The 17,370-nt window shown below is 45.8% G+C and carries 15 protein-coding genes; 14 read left to right on the top strand and 1 reads right to left on the bottom strand.

The window, feature by feature from the left end:
• The first annotated feature begins 1 nt into the window (after position 1).
• The 12 genes from MHB37_RS18905 (at position 2) to MHB37_RS18850 (ending at position 13,272) form a co-directional block, all read left to right on the top strand.
• On the top strand, positions 2–964 hold the full coding sequence (locus tag MHB37_RS18905) for a permease prefix domain 1-containing protein (RefSeq protein ID WP_076182428.1): 963 nt from the start codon (positions 2–4) through the stop codon (positions 962–964).
• A gap of 251 nt (positions 965–1,215) precedes the next feature.
• Positions 1,216–1,974, top strand: a complete 759-nt coding sequence (locus tag MHB37_RS18900; protein ID WP_339168319.1) for a Wzz/FepE/Etk N-terminal domain-containing protein — start codon at positions 1,216–1,218, stop codon at positions 1,972–1,974.
• Entirely contained in the window at positions 1,922–2,629 is a 708-nt protein-coding gene (locus tag MHB37_RS18895; RefSeq protein WP_340919346.1) for a CpsD/CapB family tyrosine-protein kinase, read from the top strand. The genes MHB37_RS18900 and MHB37_RS18895 overlap by 53 nt, the downstream gene beginning before the upstream one ends.
• 5 nt (positions 2,630–2,634) lie before the next feature.
• Entirely contained in the window at positions 2,635–3,870 is a 1,236-nt protein-coding gene (locus tag MHB37_RS18890; protein WP_405168364.1) for an oligosaccharide flippase family protein, read from the top strand.
• An 84-nt stretch (positions 3,871–3,954) separates the two neighbouring features.
• Positions 3,955–5,181, top strand: coding sequence for an O-antigen ligase (locus tag MHB37_RS18885; protein ID WP_076194873.1), 1,227 nt, complete (start codon positions 3,955–3,957; stop codon positions 5,179–5,181).
• Positions 5,129–6,439, top strand: a complete 1,311-nt coding sequence (locus tag MHB37_RS18880) for a glycosyltransferase family 4 protein (protein ID WP_405168363.1) — start codon at positions 5,129–5,131, stop codon at positions 6,437–6,439. Before MHB37_RS18885 ends, MHB37_RS18880 begins: the two co-directional genes overlap by 53 nt.
• Positions 6,440–6,505: 66 nt before the next feature.
• Positions 6,506–8,416 carry a nucleoside-diphosphate sugar epimerase/dehydratase gene (locus MHB37_RS18875; protein WP_076194875.1) on the top strand — a complete coding sequence of 637 codons (1,911 nt, stop codon included), beginning with the start codon at positions 6,506–6,508 and terminating at the stop codon, positions 8,414–8,416.
• A gap of 3 nt (positions 8,417–8,419) precedes the next feature.
• On the top strand, positions 8,420–9,538 hold the full coding sequence (locus MHB37_RS18870; RefSeq protein ID WP_254857001.1) for an LCP family protein: 1,119 nt from the start codon (positions 8,420–8,422) through the stop codon (positions 9,536–9,538).
• Between the two features lie 24 nt (positions 9,539–9,562).
• Entirely contained in the window at positions 9,563–10,189 is a 627-nt protein-coding gene (locus tag MHB37_RS18865; protein WP_076194878.1) for a sugar transferase, read from the top strand.
• Positions 10,186–10,983: a GNAT family N-acetyltransferase gene (locus MHB37_RS18860; protein WP_405168362.1), complete on the top strand. Its 798-nt coding sequence runs from the start codon at positions 10,186–10,188 to the stop codon at positions 10,981–10,983. Before MHB37_RS18865 ends, MHB37_RS18860 begins: the two co-directional genes overlap by 4 nt.
• Positions 10,976–12,109, top strand: coding sequence for a GNAT family N-acetyltransferase (locus tag MHB37_RS18855; RefSeq protein WP_076194880.1), 1,134 nt, complete (start codon positions 10,976–10,978; stop codon positions 12,107–12,109). The genes MHB37_RS18860 and MHB37_RS18855 overlap by 8 nt, the downstream gene beginning before the upstream one ends.
• Positions 12,106–13,272, top strand: a complete 1,167-nt coding sequence (locus MHB37_RS18850) for a DegT/DnrJ/EryC1/StrS aminotransferase family protein (protein ID WP_076194882.1) — start codon at positions 12,106–12,108, stop codon at positions 13,270–13,272. Before MHB37_RS18855 ends, MHB37_RS18850 begins: the two co-directional genes overlap by 4 nt.
• A 6-nt stretch (positions 13,273–13,278) precedes the next feature.
• On the opposite strand, the gene MHB37_RS18845 is transcribed toward MHB37_RS18850, so the two are convergent.
• Entirely contained in the window at positions 13,279–14,925 is a 1,647-nt protein-coding gene (locus MHB37_RS18845; RefSeq protein WP_076182389.1) for a glycosyl hydrolase family 28-related protein, read from the bottom strand.
• A 101-nt stretch (positions 14,926–15,026) separates the two neighbouring features.
• Here MHB37_RS18845 and MHB37_RS18840 point away from each other — a divergent pair, with 101 nt between their 5' ends.
• Positions 15,027–15,971 (top strand): NAD-dependent epimerase/dehydratase family protein, encoded by a 945-nt coding sequence (locus MHB37_RS18840; protein ID WP_076194884.1) that lies wholly within the window; start codon positions 15,027–15,029, stop codon positions 15,969–15,971.
• Between the two features lie 27 nt (positions 15,972–15,998).
• Positions 15,999–17,117 carry an acyltransferase family protein gene (locus MHB37_RS18835; RefSeq protein WP_405168361.1) on the top strand — a complete coding sequence of 373 codons (1,119 nt, stop codon included), beginning with the start codon at positions 15,999–16,001 and terminating at the stop codon, positions 17,115–17,117.
• Positions 17,118–17,370: the final 253 nt, after the last annotated feature.

The raw sequence follows: 17,370 nt of genomic DNA, 5'->3' as shown, positions 1-17,370 counted from the left end.
CATGGAGACGATCATAGTATATCTGGATAATATGTTTGCAGGTCTGCCAAAGACTCCGGAACTGGAACATCTGAAGCAAGAGCTGCTATCTGGGATGGAGGAGAAGTACCTGGAGCTGAAGCTTGCTGGCAAGTCGGAGAATGAGGCGATTGGTATCGTCATATCGGAATTCGGCAATATTGAAGAGCTGACAGCGGAGCTTGGCATCGATCCAGTTGTGCCGGAACAGGCTATTCCGGTGCTGACGGAAGAAGAGGTTTACGCTTATGCGGCGGCCAGACGAAGCGCTGGATTATGGACGGGTATCGGCGTTTTCCTCTGCGCATGCGGAGTGGCGTTTTTGATCACCCTGGATACAATATTTGAAAATAAGGCTGTTATGAGTGATAAAGGTTCGATGCTGGGGCTGGTCGGAATGTTCGTGCTGGTCGCTATCGCGGTCGGGATGTTTATACACAGCGGAATGAAGCTGGATCGCTTTAAGAGTCTGGAGCAAGGCTTTCAGCTGCCTTATGCTCTAAAGATGGCGCTTCAACGCAGCCAAAGTCTTTATGCTCCGACTTACCGTCTTTCTCTGATTACAGGAGTCTGCCTATGTGTGCTGTCGCCGGCTTTTATCTTCACCACTAGCTATGTCAACGATGACTATGCTCCCTATGGAGTAGCTGCTTTTCTGTTTATTGCGGCTGTGGCGGTGTTTCTGTTCATCTATTACGGGAATATCCAGGGTACTTATACGAAGTTGCTGGAGGAGCCGAATATCACTGCAGAGAAGCAGGAAGAGAACCGATTTGTTGGAATTGTTGGGGCTGTGTTATGGCCTTTGGCGACAGCGATTTTTCTGTTCACGGGTTTTGTCTATGGGCGCTGGGACGTCAATTGGGCAGTATTCCCAATTGCTGGAGTTCTATCCGGCATGTTAAGCAATGTTCATCATGTTCTGAAACGTAAAGATATCTCCTGATGGTGTTGACTGCACTTGTACATTCCTGAACTAGTTAGACTATATGTAAGGTATTCTACCAGTAGATTTAGCTGGAAGAATGCCTTTTTTTGTTGGATTTTAACAGGTGAGCTAAATGAGCCCTTTAATATTTTGACATTTAAATTTTAAGTACGGACTTGGACATATGTTGAGAGAAAGAGAATATGAATATACAACAATAATCTTGTTAAAGAGACGACAATACATTAACTAGTTAGGAGAAATGATCGATGGAATTCGAACTGGGCAGCATTTTGAAACTAGTAAAACGTAGGCTGCTGTTCATTATTGTATTATGTATCGCTGCAGTCGGGCTAGCTGGTAGTGTTAGCTATTACGTTTTACAGCCGAAATACGAGGCGACAGCTTCTATACTTATTCAAGGGGACAGGCAGCAGAAAGCAATTAATGACATTATGGCCGGACAAAAGCTGGTAACCACTTACGGGGAGATCATTCGAAGCAGCAGGATAGCGGAAGAGGTTGTCAGAAAGCTGCAGCTAAAAATGACAGCGGAAGAGTTGCTCAAAAATGTGAAGACAAGAACCAATAGTGAATCACTCGTAACAACGGTAATTGTGACCAATTCAAAAGCTCAACGGGCAACAGATATTGCGAATGGCTTTGGAGAGGCCTTTAATGCGAATATTCAATCGATTATGGGAGTGGAGAATGTTGTATTTCTCGACCGTGCCAAGGTTCCTTCTGATCCTGTCTCACCTAAGCCGGTCTTTAATATGGCTGTTGCCTTCGGATTGGCGCTGATTACCGGGATCGCAATCTCTATCCTCCGGGAATTGATGGAGAAACCCGTGAGAAGTGCCAAAGATATTCAGCTTGATTTGCAGCTTCCGCTTCTGGGAACCGTGGGCAAATTGAAGCCACGTAAACAGCGGAATAAAGCGAAAACCAAATCAGCAGAAGGAGCCACAAGTTATGAAGAAGAGAACGCCAAAATTATATTGCCTGGAACAACCGAAGTCATCTAGCGGAGATCAATTCCGAAGCATACGCTCCAATATTCGTTATACCCGCGTTGGTGGAGAGATCCGCTCTTTATTAGTCACAAGCTCGCTTCCGGATGAAGGAAAATCAACGGTAGCGATAAATCTGGCGATTGCCATGGCGGAAGCTGGTAAGACAGTTCTTCTCATTGATGGGGATCTACGTACGCCAACGGTGCATAAGGCATTTGATCTGCCTAATTGGATCGGACTTAGCAGTATCTTAGTGGATCATACCCGCTTAGAGGATTGCATTATTTCGATTGAGGATGCAGAAGGTTTGTCAGTATTGACCTCTGGTCCGATTTCACCAAATCCCGCTGAATTATTAGGCTCTGAAGGAATGAAGCGATTATTTACAGAGCTGAGCGTGCGTTTTGATACGATTGTCATCGACTCATCCTCTGTATTAATGCCATTTTCGGATGCCCTTATTTTGGCAACGATGACTGAGGGGGTATTGCTAGTTGTGAAATCCGGAAAAGTACTCTTAAAGCACACGAGTTCTGCCAAGCACTTGTTAGAGCAGCAGGGAGCACATTTGCTGGGAGCCGTATTGAATTATCGGAAAAAGAGCAGGCGTTCCAAGATTCGCGGTGAAGATTTTGCCGAGTGGGCCTCTTCTTCAGGAATGGTCTGACGTCTATGTCATTTGCTTCTCTTCGTTATTTGCTCGGGAATATCACTTACGCTGGTGCTCAGTTTGTGATTGTGATCCTGCTGAATAAATTCGGGTCATCGGCAATCGTGGGGCAATATTCGCTAGGGCTTGCAGTTACTGCTCCGATCTTTATGCTGTCGCATCTACATCTTCGTTCCGTATTAATCGTTGATTCATCGGGGAAATACAGTTTTGGAGACTTTCTGGGCTTACGGCTGATAACAACCGCCCTTGCGTTTACGATTACCGCAGGCTTTTGCATTATGAGTGGTTTGGATTGGAATACAGCATTGGTTATTTTCTTCATCGGTCTGTATAGAATCGTTGAATCAATCAGTGATATTTTATTGGGCATCGTTCAAAAGGAGGAGAGATTAGATCAAATCTCAATCTCCAGAATGGCAAAAGGGTTATTCTCCATTCTAATCTTCATCCTCGTATTTATCCCTACACAGAGCCTTGTTCTTGCCTTGTTAGTCATGATTATCGGATGGTTAGCGATAACGATTGGATATGATGCTCGTAAAGCAAGAATATACACTTCTCTCAGGCCACTCTTCAACAAAAGAAGCCTATGGAGTTTACTGATTGTCAGTTCACCGCTAGGCGTGGTGTTGGCGTTGATGTCGTTAAATACGAATATCCCATTATACGCGATTTCCTATTTTAAAGGGGAGCATGACTTAGGTATTTATGCTTCACTCTCATATATGATTGTTGCCTGTAATGTTGTCGTCACCGCACTTGGTGAAGCCATAACACCACGTCTTGCCAGGTGGCATTCAGCCGGGAGACACAAGGAGTTTGTCACTTTACTCAGCCGAATGATAGCGATGGGTTTGGGTTTTAGTGCGGTCGCTTGTTTGATTGGGTGGTTGTTTGGACACAAGCTGTTAACCTTATTATTCAGTTCAGACGTGGCAGGAGAGTTAGGGTTGTTTCATTGGCTGCTGGCGTCCACCATGCTGGTATTTATTTCATCCTACCTGTGGTACGCCATAACGGCTACCGGAAGGTACAAAGCCCAGATTCCATTGTTTCTGTGCACAGCATTCACTAATGGCTTATGTTGTCTGATCTTCGTACCTCATTACGGGGTAGTAGGTGCTGCGATGGGAGCTAGTTCGTCGTTATTTGTACAGATGATTGGCAGTGTAGTTGTGCTGTATCGTGTCATCGGGAAGGTAAGAAATCGGGAACAGTCGGAAGCGGCGGCATAAGTTCTTTGTTTTATAGGAAAGTAGGAAAGTAGGAAAGTAGGGACTTGTATGACATCTGTATCTGTTGTAGGGAAGCCCTACACCATGCACAATTTATTTCTGTTTGCGGTCATGGGGTATATCATATGCCTTCCGGCACAGTTTGATTTTGGTGGAGCCTTCCGTATCGCCCCGTCGGATCTCTTCTTAATGTTAGGTTTGTTTGCCGCTGGATTCCATCTCAAATTGGACCGGAGGATATTCAGTTCATGGCATTGGGGCATGCTGTTCATTTTTGTTCTAGCTTCCTTTGTATCCATTTGGCGCAACGGCTTCATAACCCAATACGCCTTACTGCAAAAAGATATTGGATTCATACTCCTATTGTTGACCTACATCATGCTTGTGCAAGCTGTAGATAGCTGGGAACGGTTATATAAGATGCTCCGATTTTTCCTGATCAGTGTGCTGCTCTTAAATGGTGTTGCCCTATTCGCTTTTTTCAGCGGAGTAAAGGTTCCGTTTATGGTGCAAGACGGGCGGTTGTCCGGCATGTTAATTGATCCCAATGCATACGGAGGATTGCTGGTGACGGCTTTTGCCATTCATATCATGACGAGTGGGGAGAAGATAAAGCTGCTGCGGGGATGGGTCAGCATACTAGCGACGATAAGCTTAGCCGGGGGCATTATGATGACTTTCTCGCGCTCGTCATGGATTGGTCTCTTCCTTGTATTACTTACACTTTTGATTACCAAACCTTCCAGACTGCTCAAGATCGGAATGGGGTTTGGTGTGGCTTTTATAGCTCTGCTGCTGTATAAAGGCACCGCTTATCTAAATGTGCTGGAGTCTATGTCCAGCAGACCTTCCCAGATCCAGTCGCGTCTTGACATCATTGACAAAGCAGTGGATTGGATCGCACAAAGTCCATTATTAGGCATTGGGCTTGGTTCCTATAATTACGAACTGCGCATTATTATCCACAACACGCCAATATGGTTTTTGACTGAATTCGGCTTATTGGGCTTGATTGTATATGGAGGATTTATGATTTGGTTCTTCATTGTGGGTATCCGTTCTTATCGTGCAGCAGATCCCATTCATAGGCCAATTATTATGGCATTGCTGTTGTCCCATGCGGCGATGATTGGTTTATCGATGGGTATTGAGGCGTTATTCCAGCGGTATTGGTGGTTCATGATGGCGATGAACGGAGCTTGCATCCGGTTAACAGACAAAAACCTGAAAGGAGAGATGCCCTATCGAACCCAACACGTTGAACGGTCAACTGGGCGCAAGCTTCGACAACGAGCAGAGCAACCTCAATAAAAGCTCAAGTAAGGACATCGGGAGTATTCCAGCTGAGGGTGGCTTACAAGCAAAGGTTGCTTTTGTAGCTTCCATATATGGGCATTTCGAGAGTTTTCATTTACCTTACATGGTGTTATTGCTGCAAAAAGGGTGTGAAGTCCATGCTTACGCTCAGCCGGGCGAAGCCAGACAGCGCTTGGAACAGCGGGGAATTGTATGTCACGACGTACCTATACAACGAAGTCCTTTACAGTTGAAGAATTGGACGGCTCTGCGGATCTTAACGAAAAGCTTCCAAGCGGAAAAATTTCAGTTCGTCCATGTACATACACCAGTGGCTTCGATTCTCGGACGGATTGCAGCCCATAGTGCAGGTGTCCCTAGCGTATTGTATACAGCTCATGGTTTTCATTTTTTTAAAGGTGCTCCTTTTCTGAACTGGATGCTTTATTATCCGTTGGAGTATTTGATGGCACGTTGGACGGATGTACTGATCACCATTAATAGTGAAGATTATGAGCGTGCTCAGAAATTCCCTGTCCGAAAAAAAGTAACTTATGTGAGCGGAGTCGGGCTTGATCTTCAAGTATACGGTAGCGGTGAGGGGGATAATGAAATTGCAAAAATGATGGGGGAAAGTCGTCACCAGCTATTTGATTTACCTAAGAGTGACAATGATAATCCTTCATTCGCTGTTCTCTGCGTCGCTGAGTTAAATGCTAACAAGAACCAAAAACAGTTGATCGAAGCACTACATCATTTGGGTGATCAAGCAAGCGATATTCATCTAGCATTCGCAGGTACAGGTCCTTTCGAGCAAACCCTTATAGAACTTGCTACTCGGTTAGAGGTTAGGGATCAGGTGCATTTTCTGGGGTTCCGAAGAGATATACCGGATTTGCTACAAGCGTGTGATGTTGCGGCACTTGTGTCCTATCGTGAGGGGTTACCCCGGGCGATTATGGAGGCGATGGCAGCAGGCAAACCCGTGATCGGCACACATATTCGGGGCATTCGCGATTTGATTGAGCATGAGTCAACGGGCATGTTGGTTCCAGTGGATGATATTGCCGCTACGGCAAAAGCACTGGTTCAACTGCGAGCGGACGCAGCTTTGACCGCAGCAATGGGTAAGGCGAACAAGGACAGGATTATTCGCTATGGATTGCCAGCGGTGCTTCGTGAAATGGACTCGATTTATATAGAAGCGCTGAAAGAACCAGGGATAAAGTCTTTTCCGTCTGAATTACAACCGGGTCTGACAGCAGATAGATAATTCTTTCTCGCATATACGACAACAAACGAATAAACGAATAATTAGTTAATTAGGGAGAAAGAAGTGATGAAAATGCGGATCGTACGTTTAGTCATGTTGGATGCGGGAATTATAGCGGCTTCAGTGTGGCTTGTGTTTTTACTTCGGTTTGATTTTCAAATCCCTGAGCAGTACATGTGGATGCTTCCGTGGGCGATACTCATTCACATTATGGTGTACGCAGCGTTCTCATTTGGATTCAAGGTGTATAACAATATTTGGCGATACACCGGTATAGGTGAGTTATTGCAGCTGCTAAAAGTGAGTGCTTTAACACTCTGCGGAGTGGTCGCTGTCAATGTATCTGCGCATGTATTCGTCCCTTCCTATCGATTGCCGATTTCGATTTATTTTGCAGCGGGTTACGTATTTCTCGGCATTGCCGGCTTACGTTTAGTTAACCGCCTCATCAACGATAGATTCGAAACACTGGGAACAAAGGGTTCATCCGAAGGCAATCTGCTAATCGTTGGGGCAGGGAAAGCAGGCATCCTCGTTACCAAAGATATCAAGCATTCAAGATTTAAATTCATGAACCCAGTTGCCTTCATAGATGATGATATCTCAAAGCGCAAGCTGGAGCTTATGGGGTTGCCGATTGTCGGTAACCGTAACTTCATTCCCCAGGCAGTCGAGCAGCTGGATATTTCGTTCATTATCATCGCTTTGCCTACGGCTCCTCAAAAGGAATTACTGGAGATCATCGAAATCTGCAAATCTACCAAAGCTCAGATCAAGTTAATGCCTAGTATGACCGATATTTTGGACGGGAAAATGGCCATTAACATGATCCGTGAAGTATCCGTAAATGATTTGCTGGGGAGAAGTCCCGTAGAAATTAATACGGAAGAGATTCGTGAGAATTTGGGAAGCGAGTGTATTCTCATCACGGGTGCAGGCGGTTCAATTGGTTCGGAATTATGCCGGCAATTGGCTGCGTATCGTCCGAAGGAAATGCTGCTTTTGGGGCATGGAGAAAATAGCATTTATCTTATTGAACAAGAGTTGCGGCAGTTATATCCCGATCAGATCATTCATCCCATTATAGCGGACATTCAGGATGTATCGCGGATCGATAACGTTTTTCAAAAGTTCCGCCCCTCCATTGTGTATCATGCCGCTGCTCACAAGCATGTTCCTCTTATGGAGATGAATCCAGTAGAGGCAGTTAAAAATAATGTGATCGGCACAAGGAATGTAGCGGAAGCGAGTGCTAAATATGGCGCTAAACGGTTCATCCTCATCTCATCGGATAAGGCGGTTAATCCTACCAGTGTTATGGGGGCCACGAAACGAGCCGCGGAAATGATCATTAATGATCAGAATTCCTTAAGTAAGACGGTTTTTGCCGCTGTACGTTTTGGTAATGTGCTGGGCAGTCGGGGCAGTGTCATTCCGTTATTCAAAAGACAAATCGAAAACGGCGGCCCGGTGACGGTTACACATATGGATATGGTGCGTTACTTCATGACGATACCCGAAGCGGTACAGTTGGTTATTCAAGCAAGTGTGCTGGCACAAGGGGGAGAAGTGTTTGTGCTGGATATGGGTAAGCCAGTTCGTATATACGATCTAGCGAGGGATTTAATCCGCTTGTCGGGTCTCGAGCCTGACAAAGATATTCCCATTGTGGTCACTGGCATTCGTCCTGGAGAAAAATTGTTTGAGGAGCTTTTGACTGAAGAAGAAGGGTTATTGGTCACTAACAACTACCGTATTATGATTAGCCGCCCGCAAAGTGTCTCCAGATCTGAACTGAATTTGGTGTTGGGGGTTCTGGAGAACTTGTGCAAACGGTATGAACTGATGCCAAGCAGTCATCAGATCAAAAAACTGCTAAAGCAGCTAATTCCAAGCTATTCGGGCTTTCAGGAAGAACCGCAGGTGGGCACACATGATCTTGAACGCATTAAATCCGAAGTTCATGCGGGAATCTGACCTATGAAGTCGACTAAGCATTCATGGATGACAAGATTATGGGGCAAGCGCGACAAGGCAATTACAGGTAAACATTCACGCATGCGGCGGGTGGGACGATACAGCCTGATTGTTATTCTTGTTGTGGTTGTAGTTGGGGGGATCTGGATTGGAGGGATATTGAATCCAGAGCATCGTTTTAATAAGGCGATTCTTAACCCCTTGACGATCCCTAGCTCTAATGTGGTTACGGACAATGAAGCGATGGTGCAATCGCTCAGCACACCAGCCCCCCAAGCTCAAACGGATGAGCTTACCCTTACAACGTCTACACAGACTCCAACTGCGGCGATATCCCCAGCAGATAAGAAAAGCTCATCCTTTAATGTAGTGCTAATTGGAACAGACACTTGGGGGGGAGAAAGCTCGCGGGCAGATACGATCATGGTTGCCCATGTGATGCCGGATCAACGGAAGGTGAATATCGTATCTGTGCCGCGGGACACGCGGGTTTATGTGCAGAATGTCGGTTATACCAAGATCAATCATGCACATATCGTTGGTGAGACAAAGGGTGGGAATCAGCAGGGTACGCTGACACTGATTCAAGCCGTTAGTGATTTTATGAATATTCCTATTCATTACTACATCAAGACGAACTTCTCCGGTGTTCGTGATTTCATCGATTCGATCGGCGGGATCGATATGCTAATTGATCAGGATGTGACCATCACTCCGGAGATCACCATCAAGAAAGGTGAGCAGCATCTGGATGGTGCCCACACGCTTTATTTAGCAAGGGAGCGCTACTCGACTCCGGAGGGTGACTTTAGCCGCCAACGGGAGCAATTCAATATCGTTCGGGCTGTAGCCAAAAAGCTATTAAGTCCGGAGCATATTCCTGATCTAGCTGGACTGCTACTGCGTGAAAAGAAAGACATTATTGATACGAGTTTTAGTGACAGTGATTTGATGAGCTTAGCTTGGCTATTCAAGGGAATGGATTCCGCGGATTTTGCTTACGAACAGATTCCTGGCCATAACAGCTCTGCTCTAGATCCGCTCGTCCGAACCAAAGTGTATTATTGGAGTGCAAATCCGGAAGAGGTAAAGTCACTTACAGAACGTCTTTTTACGGAATAAGAGAAAGGCGGGGGAAAGACTACCATGTATCGCCATATGAAGCGGGGCTTCGATTTGGTGGGAGCGATCATTATGTTAGGTGTGTTTAGTCCGGTCATGGCTGTGGTGGCGTTGCTGCTTCGGATAAAGCTGGGAAGTCCTATTTTGTTCAAGCAGCAGCGGCCGGGAATGGGAGAAAGACCCTTCTACATCTACAAGTTCCGAACCATGGCTGAAATGTATGATGCGCAAGGCCAGCCGTTATCGGATGCTCGGCGTTATATCAAATTCGGCGGATTGATTCGAAAGCTGAGTCTGGATGAGCTCCCGCAATTAGTAAATGTTGTGAAGGGAGAAATGAGTCTGATCGGACCAAGACCTTTGCTCATCCGTTACAGCCCGCATTACTCTGAACGGGAGCGGCTGCGATTTACTGTAAGACCCGGAATAACGGGATTGGCGCAGGTATCTGGACGTAATACTTCGGAGTGGAAACAGCGGCTCTCCTATGACGTTACCTATGTTGAGAAGCTGAGCTTTAGATTAGATGCGTTGATCTTATGCAAAACTGTGCTGAAGGTGATCCGCCAAGATGACGTTGTGGCCAATCCGGGTGAGCATAGTCTGCCGCTCGATGAGTACAGAATGAACCAAAAGGAGGGGTCGGCATGAATTTGCGGTTTAGTCCGCTTCAGGAAGATGATATTCACCTTGCATGCCGGCTCTTACAGAGCAACTTGCCAGAGTCGGTCTACAATCAAACCATATTCGCCTGTGGCGGTTATCCCGAATATTTGAAAGCAGCATGTAAATGCGGAAGCCATTCAGCAACACTGCTGATTGGTGCCTATTCTGAAGAGCTTCTTATTGGATTCGCTGAATGGCGAAGAATGGAGCAGATGCTGGTTCTGAATAACTTGAATGTGGACGCAGCTTATCGAAAAGATGGCATCGGCGGCAAGCTTATGGCGTACGGGGAGACGTTAGCCCAAAAGGATGGCATTTCGAAGCTGGCACTTGATGTATTTTCGTGGAATGAGCAAGCTCATGCTTGGTATTTGCGGCTTAGTTTTGCAGAGGAAGGCCGGACTTACTGGTATGTAAGAGATTTGGCTCCATCGATTGATAGGGATAGAGAAGCATTGGCGTACATCATAGATGATTATCCGATGGCAGAGGCACATCATCAAAAGTATGGATTCTCTTCTCTTAAGATTAGAACGAAGGAAGAGACTTCAGTTGTGGGCCGGTTAGGTGAACAGTATTATCGTATCCAACTGCAAAGTGGAGGGTGGAGTGGCTGCAATCTTTTGACAGACGTATTAATGGATTTAGACCGGGAGAAAAGGCTATTGTTGCTTTCTTCAGATGCTTATTTGCGTGAGCGAGACCCCGGGCTAATCTTAAGCACTGAAAGTATACGTATGATCAAAATATTGGAGAATCAAGAGGTGTTGTATGAGTAACTTCATCGTGTTAGGCAGCTCTAGTTCAGAGGAATGGGATGCCTATTTGAACCAGTTAGAGACGAAGGATATCTATTTCTCCTCAGCGTTTTTTCGGCTGTTTGAGGATGGAGAGCATCAGCAGGCAGAGCTGTTTGTTTTTAAGCAGGGAGACCAGCTCATAGTTTATCCTTACTTACTTCGCTCCATAAGCCATCTTCCTGCCGTAATCCAACTGGGGCTTGAAGGCGATTGGTACGACATTAGTACACCCTATGGATACGGGGGACCGATATCGAATCTCCCTCCGGGAGCCGAACGAAGTGAGCTGTACCGGCAATTCAGTGAAACGTTCACGGATTACTGTAGAGAGAAAAAGATCATGACCGAGTTTGTAAGATTTCATCCCTTGATTGGCAACGCTACGGAATATCAAAGTGGTCTGACCACCGAATGGAATAGGAATACAATTTATATTGATTTGACTGTGGGTTCGGAGTCAGAGCTCATCCGGCATTATGGCAGCAATCATAAACGGAATATTCATAAATTAAAGTCCGCACCCTTTACGATTCGAAACTCGAATCTGAAGGATCGTATTGAGTCCTTCAGTGAATTGTATTACGGAACACTAAACGATTTACAGGCGGATTCTTTTTATTATTTTCCCAAAAAATTTATAGAAGATACTAGTCATCTACTTGAGGGGAGAGTAGAGCTATTCGAAGCTATGGATGGGGAGAAAACGGTGGCGACCAGCATCGTGTTACATGAACGACCGTGGATGCATTATCACCTATGTGGTTGGGATCGCGCCTATCTGCAGTGGTCACCTACCAAATTGCTAATACACGCAGCAGCCAAGTGGGGGATGGAAAATGGCTTTGAATGTTTTCATCTTGGCGGGGGATATAAGGGGAATGACGACTTATTTCAATTCAAGCATAGATTCGCGACACAACTGGAACCCCTTGACTATTACTTAGGTAAACGAATTTTTTTCCCAGAGTTGTATGAGCGGATCATATCCTTTTGTGACACCAGAATATCAGGAAATTACTTTCCGCTCTATCGGCATCCAGATCTCGATATGATATGTATTCCATCTGAAGAAATCGGTCCAAATGGAGAAAGGAGCTTCGCATGAGCATTCGTCAAACGAGCATTCTGCCACGAATCTTGTTATCCCCGCCGCATATTAGTGGACGTGAGCAGGTCTACATGGAGGAGGCGATACACTCTGGTTGGATTGCTCCTATTGGTCCGCAAGTTGATGCGTTCGAGCGGGAGATGGCCGCCTACACAGGATCAAAGGGTGCACTAGCGTTAAGCTCTGGCACGGCGGCGATTCATCTCGCACTTCGTCTAGCCGGTGTCACACAAGGAGATTACGTGATCTGTTCAACGCTCACGTTCGTTGCTAGCGCCAATCCTATTTTATATTTGGGGGCCACCCCCGTATTTGTCGATTCAGAGCCTGAGACCTGGAACATGTGTCCGCTAGCTTTTCAGCGGGCCTGCCAAGCTTTGAATGACAAAGGGCTGCTGCCAAAAGCGGCTGTTGTCGTCAATTTATACGGACAAAGTGCAGACATGGCGCCCATTGTAGAAATAGCTGACCGATATGGAATTACCTTGATTGAAGATGCTGCCGAATCACTAGGTGCTTTCTATCAAGGCAAGGCCAGCGGAACCTGGGGCCGATTCGGAATCTATTCTTTCAACGGAAATAAGATTATTACGACGTCAGGTGGGGGCATGCTCGTATCCGACGATACCGAAGCCTTAGATCAAGCGCGCTTCTGGTCTACGCAAGCCCGAGACACTGCCCCTCATTATCAACATTCCGAAATGGGATACAACTATCGGTTAAGCAACCTGTTGGCAGCCATAGGACGCGGTCAATTAGAACTGCTTGAAGAGCGAGTAGAGCGTCGCAGATCTATTGGCCGGCGATATAGGGAACGGTTAGGTTCCATACCGGGTCTTCATTTTATGCCGGAAGCGCGCAATTGTCGCAGCACGCACTGGTTGAGTGCGCTGACCATCGATGAAGAAGTGGCGGGGTTCTCTTCACAACAACTCCTGTCATGTCTGGAACAGCACAATATCGAAGCTAGACCTGTATGGAAACCGCTGCATTTACAACCCTTGTTCGAGAGCAATTACTACTATCCTTACAGTGAGGAATACAGTGTATCGGATAAATTATTTTCAACAGGTGTCTGCCTGCCTTCTGGAAGCTCTTTATCGGATGAGGATTTGGAACGTGTCGTTTATGCGATAGAGACATGTAACCAATACCGTTGATTCATCTTATTTAGCCTTCCATCCGCTGGCAGCTGATCCGCTTTCCTTCACATACAAAGTGGCTTGTGCCGTGCCATCCGTTCGCATGGCCAGACTGCCAACTGGGGCGGTTACGACTCCCTCGGGCGAACCCTCTACTATGAACACCGCGGGCAACACTGCCCCGCCAGTGAGGCGAATGGCCCGTTTGAAGTTACCGTAGGTCGAGAACCATTCAGGGAGCGAATATGGATTATACAAGGTTCCTAGTGATGTGCCTTGCATGCCGATTAGTGTTTCGAATTCTAGAATTCGCTTTACCTTCACTGCTCGGGTATCAAACACCGCTACATTATTGAGGCGCAGAGACGGTTTAGCTGCACCGTAAGAAGAGACTAGCACTACCTGATTGGTTCCGCTATTGCGGACGATCATATTGTCGACAGTAGCCATCGCGTCAGACTCCGTTGTGAATAAATGCAAGGTATTGCCCGTTAAATCCTGTGCATCTATCGTCCCCACATAAAGATCTCCTCCGTCGATTCGGACACCACTTGCTAAGGTGGAACCCGAGCCGTACATTCCTAACGAACCGATATGCAATCTTGGTTTACCTCCGGCAGCATTAAACGCTGCATAGATCGCAGGGCCCCCGATGCCATCGAACTTGGCGCTAGCGATATCAATAAATTGTGAATAGATCGTCTGTAGACCGAAGCTAGCTTTATGATCGGTGGAGCGGATAGCCAAGTGATTGATTTTCAGCGTCAGTCCATAGGACAGTAAGGCTGGACTTACCGATCCGCTTACACGCATATCTAGTGAACCGATGTCGAGTGTCCAGAGTCTAGCGATAGCATCTGTAAGCCCTGCTGATAGATCGTTACCGAAACCAATGGTAGTCAAGGAGTCGAATCGCTGATAAAAGCTGCGCGTTCCTTTAAAGACGTCGGGTTCAAGATCGAGAGAGTTAGCGCCAGTAAAACCTGGTGCGCCACCGCGGCTATTATTCAGAACCGCTCTGTTGACATGAAGCTGGTCTACAAAATGGACCACAAAGTTCTTTCGTCCAGCAGTCTCACAGCGTGCATATCCGATGTGCACATTAACGGAGGGGATTTCTTCTGTCCCCCCAATGAAGATATTATCCCCATAGCAATCGTGAGAGTACACTGACTCTATCGTTATATTTTGCGAAGAAGAAATGAACAAGCCGTGAAGCTGATCGTTGACGGCTGTTTTAACAGTCGATGCACTTCCATCAATTTCAAGGGTGCCCGCGATTGTGATATTTGAGGCATTTAAGATTACTAGAACCCTAGTGTCTGAAGGTGGGTTCGGGGCAAGCACAAGTTTGGAGCCGGCTTCAAAGCTTAAATTCGTTTTGGCCGGAATTCGAAGACACCACCAGTCGAGGATGGAGGGGTTACGCATGCGTCCCGAAGATACCTTATATACACCTGGAGGAAAGATTACTACTTTGTTTTTGGCGTTTCCCGCATTGATAGCATTTTGAATCGCTACTGTATCGTCCTTGATACCGTTTCCTACAGCGCCGTACGATCGGACGTTCACATAACCGTTAGTCTCAGGGTCTATTTTAATAGATGTGACCGCACCATCAGAAAGGATGGACGTAGTCACCGAGCTGTCTGGAATAGGGGCAGTAGCCATATACTTCACTCCTTTATCCTTTGATTTTGTATTTTATGTGAATTTTTCGGGGAATGCACGGTACAAAGATCACTCTTAGCGGGCGAAAGGAGTTTTTTATTTTGAAGGTATTGGTAACTGGGGGGTTAGGCTTTATTGGATCCCATGTGGTTGATCGGCTAATAAAAAAGGGCATAAAAACTGTGATTGTAGATAATGTATCCGGAGCCTCCGGTCTGACTTATATGAATCCTGCTGCGGTTCTGTATAAGTACGATATTCGGGATGAGACTTTGCATGAGGTGTTTAACCTTGAAAAGCCAAATGCGGTCATTCATCTGGCTGCACAGATCGACGTCAGAGAATCACAGCGGAACCCGTTATTTGATGCGAATGTGAATATTGTTGGCACGCTGAATGTACTGCGCATGTGCGAGATCCATCAGGTTCAAAAGCTAGTCTATGCCTCATCGGCAGCGGTTTATGGGAACCCGGAATATTTGAGCATTGATGAGCAGCATCCCTTAAATCCCGAGTCCTGCTATGGTGTATCCAAAAGTGTACCAGAGTCATATATTCGGATGTTTTCCAGCTTACATGGGCTAAAATATACGATACTGCGTCTCGCTAATGTATATGGGCCTAGGCAAAGTTCACATGGGGAAGCTGGCGTTGTTTCCGTTTTTCTGGATCGCATAAAGCAAGGGAAGAATCTTGTTATCTATGGGGACGGTGAGCAGACTAGAGATTTCGTCTATGTGGAGGATGTGGCGCAAGCGTTTGTTGACGCGCTTCAGACCGAAGGCAGGGTGAATAATGAGACGATGAATATTAGCAGCGGAATACCAACCTCGATAAATACGATGGTTCGGATGATAAGCGACATCACGGGTGGTGATTTCCTGACAACCTATGCGGAGCCCCGTCCGGGGGATATTCTCCATAGCTATTTAAACAATCAAAAAGCTCAGGAATTATTGTCTTGGTTCCCTAACCATAACTTTCATACCGGGCTGGAAAAAACAATTACTGACCGCTTAAGTGTAGGAAGCGCAGTAGATCATTAAAAACACCCATTGAAAGGGGCACTCCGCATGGAACGCAAAATGAACTCGGAAATGTTCGTTCTTCGTAGTGTAGCCTGCTTAAGTATAGCCCTGCTGCATGCTCTTTATCGGGTTTATGATGATGGAAATACATCTTGGGTAGAGTCGGTGGGTTTACTGTTAACGTTTGGCACACCTGTATTCGTATTTATCTCCCAATTCGTGTTGTCATTTGCCTATCCCAATGAAATTCCAGCGAGATTTTGGGAGAAAAGAATCAAGTATATTTTATTGCCTTACTTTTTTTTTGGGACCTTGTATGCAGGACTAAAAGGATTGGAGCTGTCGAGTAGTGATGGCATTCCTTTGCTGCAGGCTTTTTGGTATTACCTCTGGCGTCATTTGCTGATTGGAGATTTCCATGGTTATTTTATACTGATTATCTTTCAGTTTTATGCTTTATTCCTCTGGTTTCAGACGTATGCGAAGCGGCTTAACCCCCGCAATATTCTAATCGTATCGTTCCTTATTAACGTTATCTATTTGGGTTTCTTCAACTTTACTACGCCCGCAGATACGGCTGCCGCCCATTATTTCTGGGATAAAATGTACTGGATTTTCGCACCTGGTTGGATTTTTTACTTTACAGTAGCCTATTACTTGGGACGAAATGAGCTGTGGTTCCGGGAAAAATTAAAAAAGTTCCGCATAGCCGTATACACGCTCCCGGTTCTGACAGGTGCGCTAGTGCTGTTCGTGAATAGTCAAGGCTGGATAACGGCGCATAGCTCCAAAAGAATTGATATGCTTCTATTCGCCTTAAGCATGATTTTGCTGCTCTTCTCCGTGGCATCGAAAATGAAGAAAGTGCCACGTGTACTGGAATGGAGCAGCAGATATTCTTTTGGCATATACTTGCTTCATCCTTTGCTATTGGCTATATTCGTTAAGCTTCCAGCTTCATTTGGGTTGCAAAACCTTGGACTATTTAGTGTTCTGCTGCAATTTGTCGGTTGTGTGGTAGGCTCGGCACTTATAATGAATTTAGCGAATCGAATTCCTGGCGGAGCGTTTGTATTCGGTCGGATCGGCGTTGGGATAAACCCAAGCAAACCACCGAAATCGCTGGATAAGCCGATAACTCCGAGTATTGGGAATGCAAACTAGCTTGGATTTGACCGGCCGCTAATCGTCTGTATTAAGGTGATTAGTGGTCTTTTTTGTTTTTGTATTAATTGCGATTACTTCGCTAATTACATTGCTATTACATCGCGATTACATCGCACTAGCAGTATCCTCTCAATTCTCATTAAAAAAGCAAAATAGTTGTAAAAAGTACAATTAAGCTCTTATGCTCGCAGCTTTAGGGCAGTTTAATTGCAAATTTTACAACTATTATTCTAGAATCCCGCCATATTGA

This window comes from Paenibacillus sp. FSL H3-0286 (genome assembly GCF_045040705.1).
Classification (GTDB): domain Bacteria; phylum Bacillota; class Bacilli; order Paenibacillales; family Paenibacillaceae; genus Paenibacillus_AQ; species Paenibacillus_AQ odorifer.
The sequence above is the reverse complement of the archived record's forward strand: the minus strand, read 5'-3'. Positions and strand labels throughout refer to the sequence as shown.

Coding starts and splice junctions, on each gene's coding strand:
- MHB37_RS18905 (WP_076182428.1), top strand. CDS start 2: ATGGAGACGATCATAGTATATCTGGATAATATGTTTGCAGGTCTGCCA.
- MHB37_RS18900 (WP_339168319.1), top strand. CDS start 1,216: ATGGAATTCGAACTGGGCAGCATTTTGAAACTAGTAAAACGTAGGCTG.
- MHB37_RS18895 (WP_340919346.1), top strand. CDS start 1,922: ATGAAGAAGAGAACGCCAAAATTATATTGCCTGGAACAACCGAAGTCA.
- MHB37_RS18890 (WP_405168364.1), top strand. CDS start 2,635: ATGTCATTTGCTTCTCTTCGTTATTTGCTCGGGAATATCACTTACGCT.
- MHB37_RS18885 (WP_076194873.1), top strand. CDS start 3,955: ATGCACAATTTATTTCTGTTTGCGGTCATGGGGTATATCATATGCCTT.
- MHB37_RS18875 (WP_076194875.1), top strand. CDS start 6,506: ATGAAAATGCGGATCGTACGTTTAGTCATGTTGGATGCGGGAATTATA.
- MHB37_RS18870 (WP_254857001.1), top strand. CDS start 8,420: ATGAAGTCGACTAAGCATTCATGGATGACAAGATTATGGGGCAAGCGC.
- MHB37_RS18865 (WP_076194878.1), top strand. CDS start 9,563: ATGTATCGCCATATGAAGCGGGGCTTCGATTTGGTGGGAGCGATCATT.
- MHB37_RS18860 (WP_405168362.1), top strand. CDS start 10,186: ATGAATTTGCGGTTTAGTCCGCTTCAGGAAGATGATATTCACCTTGCA.
- MHB37_RS18855 (WP_076194880.1), top strand. CDS start 10,976: ATGAGTAACTTCATCGTGTTAGGCAGCTCTAGTTCAGAGGAATGGGAT.
- MHB37_RS18850 (WP_076194882.1), top strand. CDS start 12,106: ATGAGCATTCGTCAAACGAGCATTCTGCCACGAATCTTGTTATCCCCG.
- MHB37_RS18845 (WP_076182389.1), bottom strand. CDS start 14,925: ATGGCTACTGCCCCTATTCCAGACAGCTCGGTGACTACGTCCATCCTT.
- MHB37_RS18835 (WP_405168361.1), top strand. CDS start 15,999: ATGGAACGCAAAATGAACTCGGAAATGTTCGTTCTTCGTAGTGTAGCC.